This window comes from Actinospineispora eucalypti (assembly GCF_039543365.1).
Taxonomy (GTDB): Bacteria; Actinomycetota; Actinomycetes; order Mycobacteriales; family Pseudonocardiaceae; genus Pseudonocardia; species Pseudonocardia eucalypti.
In genome coordinates this window covers 59,462-72,016 of sequence record NZ_BAABJP010000019.1, presented here as the reverse complement: position 1 = coordinate 72,016, position 12,555 = coordinate 59,462, and the positions used below count along the sequence as shown (strand labels likewise).

General features: G+C 69.9%; 1 protein-coding gene (running past one end of the window). It reads right to left on the bottom strand.

Translation table 11 applies throughout. From position 1 onward, the window contains the following. On the bottom strand, positions 1-12,555 hold part of the coding region annotated (locus ABEB12_RS20280; protein WP_345702982.1) for an MFS transporter (this coding region is incomplete at its 3' end). 57,151 nt of the annotated region lie to the left of the window's left edge; 12,555 of 69,706 annotated nt are visible.

The window sequence follows — 12,555 nt, the reverse complement described above, 5'->3', positions numbered from 1 at the left end:
GGTAGGCGCCGTCCAGTCGGTGGGCACGATGAGCTTGTCGTACTCGGTCCACGGGCTGTTGCGCACGTAGTCGTCTTCGCCGGTGGACACCAAGCCGGTGAGATCAATGAACTTGAACTCGCCCTTGTCGTTTTCCTTCTTCTTGCCGCCTGCCATGTCCTTCTTCGCGGCATTCGAGAGCTTGGTGGCGTAGTCCGACCCGTAGCCGTCCTCCTCGGCATCGGCTCTTACCTCGCAGGCGAAGCAGCCGGCGTCACGATCGGTCACCCGGTAGATCGGCATGTCAATGGCGCGGTAGCTGCCCTCCGGCACGAACTTGACCGGCAGCGCCACGATGTCGCCCTCGTCGCCGCCGTTGCTCCAGATTTTGTCCACGTACTCGTCGACCAGGCCCGGGTCCTTCTTGAGTGACTCCGGGTCGAAGTTCTGGAGGTCCTCCTTGACGATGTTGCGCAGCTTGTTCTTGCGGTCGGGTCCGGTCTCGTCGGCGGAGATGATCACATCGTCCGGGTTCAGACCGCGCCGGTTCTCGGGCAGCTCGGCCGCCATGGCGGCCACCACGTCCAGCCCTTTCGATCGGTAGTCCTCCCGCTTGGTCGGGTCGGAGTTGTTCCAGTAACCGTCGAACTCGGCGACCGATGCCAGGGCGTTCGTCCAGGACCGGTCGCCGGTCGAGGGGAGTCCCGCGCCGTACAACCCAGCGTCGGCGTAGACGGGCAGGCCCATCGCCGCCCCCGAGTAGGTTTGGTCCACCGCCTGGACGATCGGCAAGATCTGCTCGCGCAACGCCGCGGCGCCCGGACCGTTCGACGCCACCACCATGCCCGCGAGATTGTTCAAGGCGTCGGCATTCGCCTTGGCCGAGGTGAGCGCGTCGGTGAAGTAATCATCATCGGCCATGCCGGCAATGGTGAGGTCGATGCCGCGCAGCTTGCCCTGAGCGGCGGCGAGCCCGTTCTGGTAGTAGGTGATCCGGGCGCCGAGATCCCGGCCGTCCCGGTCCAGCGCATCCCCTTCCCGCCCGAGGATGTACCGCATGGCGCCGGGGCTGTCCCCGTACCGCTCCAGGTTCCGCTGGAAGTTTTCCATCCGCCCGTTGAGTTCGATCTGCTCGGGTACGAGGTCGGAGAGGTCCCGGTTCAGCCTGTCGGCCTCGTCCTGGTAGTACTCCAGGATCTTGTTCGCGCGCGCGGCGGGGTCCTTCGGCAGATTGTCGAGCGTGCCGGGAGCCATTGCGTTGATCGTGTTGATGAGTTCCGGGTTGTCCGCGAACTGCATCCGCTTGCCCTCGTTCGACTCACCGAGGTGCTTCCCCTTGCCCACCTGGTAGTAGTGGTAGCCCAGCTCGTCCACCGCGATGCCGGTCGCCAGCATCCGGTCCAGCGTCAGCGGGTTGATGCCGTCGGCGAGGTCACTCAAAGTGCGTTCCTCGTCCGGAGTGATCTTGCCGTCCTGGGTCGCCGCGTTGGAGGCATCGATGAACGGCTTGAGCTCCTTCGAGCCGACCTCGCTCGCCCAGCGCGTCGCGCTCTGGTCCGCCAGCAACGTCAGGTTTGCTCGCGTCTTGGACACCAGTCCGGGGTTCTCCACCCCGGTGAGGTGGGTTACCTCCTCGGCATTCGCCGCCTGGAGGAAGCCCAGCCATCGGTCGTTCATCGGGGTGAGGTTGTTGCTGGTCGAGCCCGGGCCGGAGGGAGCGGTGCTCAGGTTGTGATCCTCGGGGACGGCGTAGGGACTCTTGTCGGATCCCACGCACTTCCCCTTGCATGCCTGGCCGGAGTGGTAGCCGTCCTCCTCCGCAAAGAGCAGCTGAATGGCGCTGGTCTCCTGAGCGCCCTCCACCGTGTGGATGTAGTTGCCGTAGGCGTCCTGGCCGCCGACGACCTCACCGTCGTATGCCCAGGCCTCGACGCCGCCGCCGGTGCCGTCCGCGTTGCGGTGCTGTTCGATGAAATTCCCGCCATAGGCGTAGTCGCGCTGCCCGTTCGGCTGCACCGGCCCAAAGCTCTTACAGCCGCCACCGTCACACTCGGTCTGGCCACCCTGTCCGGGCTGGGTGGGCATGTGGTAAGTGCCGCCCTCCTGGTCGACACCTTCGATGGAGTGGATGGACCCGTAGCCTTGGGTGATTTTCAGGTGTCCGCCCAGGCCGTGGGAGTCGCGGGTGACGACCTCGAAGCCGACGGTTGTGTTGATCGTGTCACCCTCGGCGGACGTGAACGTTGCTCCGCCACCTCCCACTCCCTGCTCAACCGTGATCTTCGCCGGGTTGCCGTAGAAGTCGCGGAGTGTGAACTCGGCGTAGCCGCCGTTGTTCACCACGAGCACGTCCCGCCCGGGCTTGCCTGGTAGCTGTGCCCCGGTCACCACGCACCCCTGGCAGCTGCCGCTGAACGGCGCCCCGTTCGGGCTGGACAGCCGGAGATGGAATCGCGAATTCATATCCGAGCTCGGCGCGGTGAACCGGACGGTGGCCCCGGTGCGGCCGTCGGTGACGGTGCCGCCTTCGGTGGAGACCTCGCCGTTGCCGTCCTTGTCGTGGGTGATCTCCGCGCCGGTGGAGTCGTCGACGCGGTCGGCGCCGTCGGCCACGTCGACCGTGCCGGTCGCGGGATCCCACGACGCAACCTGCCCGGTACCGGTGGTGAACGTCTTCGGCTCGCTGCACTGCGCCGCCGGGCACGAGTAGACGGTCTTGTGGCCCGGGCTCTCCACGATGAGCTCGACGTCACCCGTTTCCTCATCCCGATCGGCGGATGCGCGCGTGACGTACTCGCCCATCTTCGGGGTCTTGGGGGTGATCTTCGCGCCGGCCGCCTCCGCCGTGCCCCGGGCCAGTACCACCGCGTTGAACTCGACAAACGGCTTGCTGGGTTGCCCACCGACGGTCACGGGGAGGGTGGTCGGGGATCCCTTCATCTTCCTGTCGGCCGCGTCGTAGGTGTAGTCCACGAAGTAGGAGTGCGTGTCCTGGACGGACTTCGCGGTCTTTTCCTCATCCAGGCCGTGGCGCTGGGCGTACGCGGTCGCCCACTTGTCGGCACGGTCAAGGACGTCCTGGAGCATTGTGTTTGCCTTGTTCAGGTTGTCGACGCTCCACTTGGTGTCCGGGAGATTACGTCCGGCGGTGTTGTAGTAGCCCTTGAGGAACTCGCCCGCCCTACCGGCCTGATCCTGGATCTCCGAGAACTCATGTTGCTGCCTGATGGCAGCATCGAGCTCAGCAAACGCGCCATTCTTGGCCTGGTGGATCTTCTCGTTCGGTACTGATCCCGTCGCCTTGGGGTCGGCTCCGTACGCCGCGTGATCGAAATAGGTGGCTCGGGCGTCCTGGCCGGCGGCGGCGACTTCCTTCTTGGTGGCGCCGCCGTTGGATGCGTTGTGCTCGGCTTCCTTCTGGGCCTCGTCCGCCTCCGAGCCGATTCGCTTCTCGGCCTTCTCCATATTGTGGTCGGCGTTGATGACCTGGTTGTCTGTGGCGCCCGTGGCGGCGGCATGCGCGGCGGCTTCCTTGACACCGCGTCCGGACGCCTGACGACCGGTTACCTCGGCCCGGTGCTTCATCGATGGCGAGAGCACATCGTCACCGCCACCACCGGTGGTGGTGTACGTGACCACCGGTGGCGGCACGACGACACCGCTCTGCTTGCAATGCGCGCCGGGGGCGCCGGAGCAGAAGCCGTAGGCGCCGTCGGGTCCGGCGCCGGCAACGGTGGCCACCCCGCCCTCACCTTCGCCGGTGGCGGAGTCGGTCTCGTCTGCGAAGCCGGTGAGGCCCCCGGAGCTCGCCCGGCTGTGCGCCTCGTAGCTACGGCGACAGGTGGGCGAACCGAAACACCCGGCGGACGCCTGCGCGCTGTTGGCGGTCGTGCCGGCTTGGGCGAACGTCATCACCTGGCCGTCGGCGGGCATCACGGTCGGCGGGGCGGACGCGTCGGCGACGGCCCGCTGCCCCGGGCGCTTGGACTCGGCGTGGCTGGCGGCGGCGCACGTGGAACCGGCGGTGGCCTGGCAACCACCCATTGCCTGCGCGGCCTCCGGGGAGGCGGCGACGCTGCTGCTGGCGCCACATTGACCGTTGACGCCGGCGACACAGTCACCGCTCGAAGTCGCGGTGTTGGTGACGCCCTTGTTGGCGAGGTGGGCGCTGCCCTGGGTGTGGGCGCCGCAGCCGGTGCCGGCGCAGGCGGCGTTGACCTGCGCGGCGTAGTCGGTGACGTAGCCGTCGGTGGTCGTCAAGCACTGACCAACCTGGGCGCAGGTGGCGGTGGCGACCGCCCGGGTGGTGTTGTCACCGGCGGTGCCGTTCACGCCCAGGGTGGCCGGGTCGTCGGTCGCGGTAGTGGCGCTGCTCGCGGTGACCGGGCAGCCACCGGCGTCGGTCTCGCAGGTACCGACCACCGAGGCGTTGGTCATACCGAACCGGCCGGTCCCCGCCGGCCCGGTTCCGGGGTGGCTGATCACCGAGGCGCCGATTGTCATGCTGGCCCGGCAACCACTCCCCTGGCCGGTGCATGCGGTCTCTCCGTGCGCGGTGCTGCGGCTGACCGGGTCGGTCGCGGTGCCGTTGACCGGTGCGGAACCGGGGGTCGCGCTGATTGCCTCGGCACCTCCGGAGGGCTTGACCGTGGAGACCGAGTCGCCGGTGACGGTGCCGGTACAGCCCGCGTCCGGGCACTCGATCTGGGAGCCGACCTGGATGCTTACCGAGCGGCCGGGGAGCATCGGGGCGCCGGGGGTGGCGCTGCTCGGCACGCCGCTGGTCGGGTCGCTGGTGACGACCGCGTTGCTGGCGGCGGCGCAGCCGGAGGCACCGCCCCGGCATTCGGCGACGGTACGGGAGACACTGTGTGCGGTCGGGTCACCGGTGAGGGAGCCTTCGGCGGTGGTCTGACCGGTGCAGTCGGGGCCGGCGCAGTACACGGTGGCGGTGGACTCGGACCACGCGGGTGGGTTGGTGATCGGCTGGTTCGCCGCCTGGGTCGCGGCCTGCGCGTTCTTGGCGGCCTCATCGGCGGTCTTCGCGGCTTCGGCCGCGGCCTTCTTCTGTTCCTCGGTCGCGCCCTGGGCGGCGGCGACCTGCTTCGCCTGTTCGGCGTCCAGCTTGGCCTGTTCGGCCTGCTGGGTGGCCTGGGTGGCGGTGTCCCTGGCCTGTTCGGTGAAGATGTCGGCTACCACCTGGCCCGACCCGGCGGTCGAGGTGGAGGTGGCCTGGCAAGCGGATCCGGTGGTGTCACAGCTGGCGGAGGTGGCTCCGGTCGCTGTGTCGCTCCCCGGGGGGCCGTGGTTTCCGGTGCCGCCGCTGGTGTGGTCGAGGCCGGTGAGGCCGGCGGTGGAGCTGAGCGGCTGACCCTTGCACGGGCCGCTGCCGTCGCAGTTCAGCTGTGCCCAGGAGGACGCCCAGCTGGAGGCGCCGGGGACTGTCGGGCCGCCGTTGCTGGCGCTGGAGCCGGGGGCGGTGGCCGGCTGGTTGGGCTGCTGGCCGGGCTGGTTGCCGTTGTTCTGGCCGCCCTGTGAAGCGGTGGTGTCGGTGCCCGTGTTCGCGGCGCCGGCGCTTTGGCCGTTGCCGCCGATCTGTTGGTTGCTGACCGTGGCGTTGGTGCTCGGCTGGTCGGTGACCATCGGCTTGATGGCGTTGGCGTTCGGCTCGGTGGACGAAGCGCCGTTCACCACCGCGGTGCAGGTGCCGCCGGTTGCCCCGGCGCAGGCGCCGCCGGCCCGGTTGCCGCGCGGGTCGGCGGAGACGCCGGGGTTAGTGGCCAGCGCGGTCAGGATGACCTTGCCGCCACACTCGCCGCTTTCGCAGGTCAGTTTCCCGCCGGCGATGGACGCGGCCGAGGGGCCGGTGCCGAACCGGGCGGCGTTGCTGTCCTGGCCGTCACCGGCGTAGGTGACGGCGGCGCCTGGGCCGGTGAAGGCGGTGGACAGGGTCTGCACCTGGCAGCTGGTGGCGCCGGCCTCACAGCCGACCGCGGCTTCGGAGGTGCGCGGCTTGCCGCCGTCCACCGCACCGTCCCAGGAGGCGGAAGTGGTGTGCGCGGTGCCGTGGCAGGTGGTGGTCTGGCAGTCGACGGACCCTGCGGCGCGGGCGGTGGCGGTCGGGCCGGCGGTGGGCTGGCCCGCGACCGGCTTGCCAGTGGCCGGGTCGATCTGCACGTACTCGGCGACGGTGGAGGCGTCCGAGCTGGCCTGGCCGAGGCAGCCGCCGTCGACCACGGTGCACTGGCCGCTGGTGGAGGCGCCGCGCCGGTGCGGTGAGACGGCGGTGTCCAGTGCGGAGGTCTCGGCGTAGGAGTTGCCGCCGCACTCGGTGTCCGTGGTGTTGGTGCAGCGGATCTGCGAGTCGGCGTGGCTGACGCTGACGATGCCGGCGGGGGTGGCGGGCTCGCCGTTCAGACCGGCCTGCTGGGCTTCGCGGAAGGCGACCTCGGTGGAGGCGGCCTGGGCGCAGTCGGCGCCGGTGCCGTGTGCGTCGCAGCGGGTGGTGCCGATGCTGTCCTTCGTGCCGGGGACGCCGCCGGAGGTGGAACCGTTCGCCGCGCCCCGGCAGTCGGCGCTCACACAGCGCACGGTGGCGTTGGTGTCGCTGTTCGCGGTCAGGCCCCGGGCCAGCTCGGTCGCCGGGTCGGCGGGCGGGGCGGTGGGTTGGGCGCCGGTGCCGGTGGCGTTGTTGCTGGCGACGGAGGAGGCGTCCACGTTGCAGGTGCCGTCGGTGGCGTTCGCGGTGCACTGGTGGAAGGCGCCGGTGGCCTGGGTGGCCGTGGTGTTGTTCAGGCCGCTGGTGATCTCGGCGTGGGTGGCGGCGTTCGCGGCGCCACCGCAACCGGCGGCCTGGTCGCAGGCGACGCCGCTGGCACTGAGCGCGCCCTCGTCCTCGCCGCCGGAGGAGGCGGTGCAGTCCCCGCCGACGATCCGGCAGTCGGAGGCGCCGTTGTGAACCTGCACGTCGGTGCTGGTCTGCTCGGCGGTGGCCGGGGCGACCTGGGCGCCGGCGCTGTTCAGCACCGCCGGCTGCGCCTTGGTGATCTTGGTCTTCTCGGCCTTGCCGTCGGTGTTGGTCTGGGCGTTGCCCGAGCAGCCGGTCGCGCCCTTGATACAGCGGGCGGCGGCTTCGGCCTCCGGGGCCGCCCGCGCCGCGTTGTTGTCCTGGACCGCTGGCACCGCGAACCAGGCGTATTGGCCGCTGGTCTCGTCCAGCGAGGCTTCCACCGTGGTGGTGGTCACGCAGCCGACCGTGGCGACCTGGCAGTGCGCCTTGGCGGAACCGTTGCCGTTCTCCCGCCAGCGCTCGGCGGACTCGGCGGTGGTCTCGCCCTTCGGGGCCTTCTCCCGGGCGCGACTGCCCGACGAGCTGGTGTCACACGCGCCGGCGCGGGACTGGCAGTCCGAACCGGCGTCGGTCACGGTGGCGAACCCGGCCAGCGCGCAGTCCCCGTGGCAGGTGCCGCTGGTCTGGGACAGGCCGTTCTTCTTGCCGGCCGCCAGGTCCTCAGGCGTCGGTGTGGTCGGGATGGTGCCGTTCTGTGAGCAGGCGGCGCGGGCCTGGCAGAAGGTGTCCGCGCCCTGGGAGTCGACCGTGCTGTTGGTGTTGCACTCCCCCACCCCGCAGGTGGTCTGCGCGGTAATGGCGCCGGCCTTGACCACGGTGGCGCAGCCGTCGGTGGGGTTGCACGCGGCGTGCGCGGTGCGGTCACCGGCGGTGAGGAGGGTGTCGCAGCCGGAGACGCCGATCAGGCAGAAGCTCTGGTCCTCCTTGACCTCGCCGGTGGTCGGGTCGACCACGGCCGCGGAACATTCCGCGAACGCGCCCGTGTTGGCGCAGGCCGCACCGGCGCCGTCATAGCCCGGGTTGGCCTGGACGGGTCGGTCGTAGCCAGCGGCGTAGCGCAGTTCGGCGGTCTGCGCGTAGACGGTGTCACGCTGCTCGTTGTAGGCGGCGGCCTGCTTGTCGTACTCGGCCTGGGAGAGCTTCCCGGCGGCGACCTGGGCCTTCGCGGCCTCCAGGTTCGTCTTCGCGGTGCCCAGGTTCTGCTGGCCGGACACGACATCGTTGAGCAGCTGAGTGTTGTACGGGTCAAGCTGTGCGGCGGACTCGTTCGCCTTGGTCTGCAGCGCCTGCTGGGCGGTGACCTGCTTGTCGTAGTCGGCCTGGGCGAGCTTCCCGGCGTCGAGCTGGGCCTTCGCGGCGTCCAGGCTCTTCTGGCCCTGGATCACGGCGAGCCGGTCGTTCAATGCTTGGGCGGTGGTCTGCTCGGTGTTCCACCAGTAGTTCTGCTGGTTGGGGTCGTCCAGCAGCTCGGGCGGGCCGCGGTTGGACAGCGACTGTGGCTGGCGGGTCTGCAGGTTGCCGTTGGCGAGGGCGCATTCGGCGTCGCCCTCGCACGGAGTGCCGGCGAACTGGCCGTCGTTGTTGAGGCTCCAGCTGTTGCCCTGGCCACCCGGGTTCTGCCCGGCGCCACCCTGACCGGCGCCGCTGCCCTGGCCGTAGCTGCCGCTGGCGGCCAGCGCGTCGAGGACGTCCTGCGCGGCGGCGGTCAGCAGCTGGCGGGCTTGGTCACCGGCCTGCTGGCCGGCCACCTGGCCGACCAGTCCAGAAACCAGGTCGGTGACCCCGCCCAGGATCTGGGCGAAGTCATCGAGGGTGGCCGGCCGAGTGCCCTGCCCGTCGCCGGCGGAGTTGCCCGCGTTGCCGCTGCCTGAACCGCTGGAGTTGCTTCCACCGTTGCCGTTGCCGGAGTTGCCGCCGGAGATACCCAGGGCCTTGAGCAGGTCGGCGACGAAGTCGTTGGTCAGGTCGGTGATCTGCTCGGCAAGTCCACCCCGACCCTGCTGTTGGCGCTGGCCCTGCTGGCCGGACTGACCCTGGCCGTGGTTGTTGTTGTTGCCGCCGATGCCGATCTGATCGAACAGGTCGGACAGGAAGTCCGACACGGAGTCACTGATCGACGCGGTCCGGCCCCGGCTGCCCCAGGGCGACCCGGTGATCTTGCCGGCCGAGTTGCGCTGGGCCTGCACCGGCCGCCGCCCCTCGCCACGGCCGTGGAAACTGTCGGTCAGCTGGTCGCGCAGCTCGTCGAGCGCCTGCTCGGTCCGCCGCCCTGCCTTGTCGCCCGCGATCCTCGACACCACCCCGGACGCGGCGTCGACGAACCGCGACAACACCTCGTCCAGGTCCAGATCGGTGTCCTGCCGCCGTGGGGTCTGGCGACCGGTGTCCTGGTTCACCGTGGCCTGGCGAACTCCACCCCTTCGCCCGATGTTCTGGGTGGTGTCGCCCCCTTCGCCGGCACCACCCGAAAGCATCTGCTCGAACGTTCCGCCCAGGGCCTGCTGCGTCTGCTGGGCGGCGTCCTCACCAGCCACCTGACCGACCAGACCCGACGCCGTGTTCACGAAGTTGCCCAGCGCCTGCTCGACGCTCGGCGTCTGCTGCTGGTCCTGCTGTTGTTGGGCGGCCTGCTGCTGTTGGCCGGCGGCCTTGGCGTCGGCCATGAACGCGTCGTAGTACAGGCCCTCCCAGTAGTCCATGTCGTCGGAGAACGGACCCGGGTCCTTCGAACCGCCCCGGTCGCCGTGCTCCCCGCTGCCGGACTGCAGCTGGTCGAACATCCCGCCCAGCGCCTGCTGGGTCTGCTGCCCGGCGTCGTCGCCGGCGACCTGGGAGACGAGGCCGGAAGCGAGGTCGGTGAAGTTGCCGAGTGCCTCGTCCACGCTCAACGGCTGCCGCTGCCCCGAACCCCCGTTGTTGCCGCCCGCGTTCACGCCGAGCAGCTGAAGCAGCTCGGAGACGAAGTTGTTGGTCAGCTGTTCGATGGCCTGGCTCAGGTTCTGTTGCTGGGTCGGCCGTTGCTGGGACTGCTGGCCCTGGCTGTTGCCGGTCGGGCGGGAGATGCCGAGCTTGTCGAACAGGTCGGTCAAGAAGTCGTTGACCGACTGGCTGATCGTCTGGCCGAGGTTGTTGTGCTGGCCGCCGCCGGTGCTCGGCTTCTGCGGGGTCTGGCTGGAACCGCCGGTGTTGCCGTTGCCGCCCTTGACCCCGAGCAGCTCGAGCAGGTCGGTGACGAACCCGTTGGTCAGCTTGCTGATGCCGGCGGCCAGCTGCTGCTGCGCGCCGCTGTTCTGGGAGCCGCCGTTTTGCCCGCCACCGCTGTTGCCGCTGCCGCCACCGAGCAGTTGCTGGAACAAGCCGGCGAGGGCCTGCTGGGTCTGCTTGCCGGCGTCCTTACCCGCGACCTGGGACACGATGCCCGCGGCCAGGTTCACGAAGTTGCCCAGGGCCTCGTCCAGGTTCGGGCGCTGCTGCGGCTTCTGCGGGGTCTGGCCCGAACCACCGCCGTTGCCGTTTGAGCCCTTGCCGACGCCCAGCAGCTGGAGCAGGTCGGTGACGAACCCGTTGGCCAGCTTGCTGATACCGGCGGCGAGCTGCTGCTGGCCGCCACCGTTCTGGCCGCTGCCGGTGTTGTGGTCAGCCGGTGGGCGCTGCTGCCCCGAGCCGTTCTGTCCGCCACTGGTGTTGGCGTCGATGCCGAGCAGTTGCAGCAGGCCGGAGACGAACTGGTTGGTGAGCTTGCCGATCGCCTGACCCAGATCGCTCTGCTGGCCGTTGCCGGTGCTCGGCTTCTGCGTGCCCTGGCTGGAGCCGCCGGTGTTGCCTCCGTTGACGCCGAGCAGCTGGAGCAGGTCGGTGACGAACTGGTTGGTGAGCTTGCTGATGGTCTGGCCGAGGTTGTTCTGCTGGGTCGGCCACTGGGCGCCCTGACCCTGGTTGCTGCTGTTGGCGGTCGAGCGGGAGATGCCGAGCTTGCCGAACAGGTCGGTCAGGAAGTCGTTCACCGACTCGCTGATCGCCTGACCCAGGTCGTTCTGGTTGGCGGGCTGGTTCTGGGCGCCACCGCCGCTGTGCGGGAGGCTGCCGATCAGGTTCCCGACGAAGTCGAGGATCCCGCCGATGAAGTTGTCAATGCCGCCGGCCGGGGAGCGGTGGTGCTTGCTCGACCAGGAAGCCGGGTCGTTCTCGAAGGGACTGTCGTGCCGGTGGTGAGGACGCTGCGCCGCCGGGGGACCGCGCCCGCCGCCGACACCGGGGTGGTGGCCGATCAGGCTGGGGTCGCGGTCGGTGCAACCCAGCGCCAGGCACACGATCGGCTGCTGGTCGCTGTCCGGTGCGAGGCTGGACCCGCCGTGGGAGATCTGCTGGGGGGAGCGCTCAGGCATGGCGAGCTGGTAGTCGCTCGAGCCGTTGCCGGCGCCGTGCTTGTCGAGCTTGTTACTGACCCGCAGCGCGGTGGACACCTGGTCGGTCAGATCGGTCAACGCGGCTCGGGTGTGGGCGCCGGCCTGCTTGCCGGCCACGCCACCGACGATCCCGGACACCAGGTCGACCACGCCGCCCATCAGCTCGTCGACCTGCCCGGCGGCGGGCGCCTTCACCGCGCCACCGCTGGAGCCGGTCTGGCGCTGGGCCGTTGGCGTATGGAACGGGTCCACCTCGGCGAGGCGCTCGTCCACCAGCCGGTCAGCCTCAGCCAGTCGGTCGGCGACGTCCCGGTCGGTCGCGGCGAGCCGGTCTGTAAGGATGCGGTCGGTTTTCGCGGTGGCGTCCGAGACCCGAGCGGTGATCTCACGGGCGGCCGGGACCACCGCCGGGTCACCGTGGGAGGTGTGCTCGGCCAGACGCTCCAACAGACCCGACACGAACTTCGTCACCGCGCTTCCGACCGAACCGGCCGTCTCACGGGCGGGCAGCGACGCGGCCCGGTCGGTGTGCTCGACCCCGGCGGCCATCATCCGCTTCGGCTCGGCGGCGGCGCGCTTCTCGGTGGCGTCGCGGTCGGCGGCGGGCTGCTTCGGCTCGGCCGCGGTCCGTGCTTGGAAGGTCGGCTCAGCCTTGCCCGGCTTGGGCTCGTCGACGCGCTTGCCGTCCGACGCCGAACCGCCACCGGCCGTGTCGGCGATCTTGTCGAGCACAGCGCTGACGAACTCGCTCACCGGGTCCACCACGGAGCGAACCACCGACTGGGCCGGAGCAGTCACGGGCTGCTGACCACCGGACTGGCCGCGCTGTGCGGCTGCCTGGCCATTGGCGTGGCCATTAGCGGAGTCGGCGTGGCCACCAAAGAATGGCCATTCCGTGGCCACCGGCGGAGTGGCCACGGGCGCGTACTGGGCGCGCAATTCGGCCAATGACCGCGCCGGCTTGGCCACGGCCGCGGCCACGCGGCCATCCAACCCCGTGGCCTGTTGGCCACTGTTGTTCACAGGTGCCGGCTTGCCTTCGCTACCGCCGAAAGTGAACGACCATTCGGAATCGGCGGCGTCCGTGTCGGAATCCGGAGTGGAGTAGCCAACCAATTGCACGGCAGCCCCGTCCGCATTCGGCTGAGCCGAATCAGAAGCGGCGTGGGCAGAGATGAATGTTGCGGCCATCCACAACATCGCGGCGCCGAGCAACAGCTTCCCGAACGACAGGGAGCCCGCCACGGACAGCAACCCGCGCAGCAGCATCGGCACGACGGCGCGTGAGCGCCTCGTGTCGACCGCGTGCGGGGTAACCAT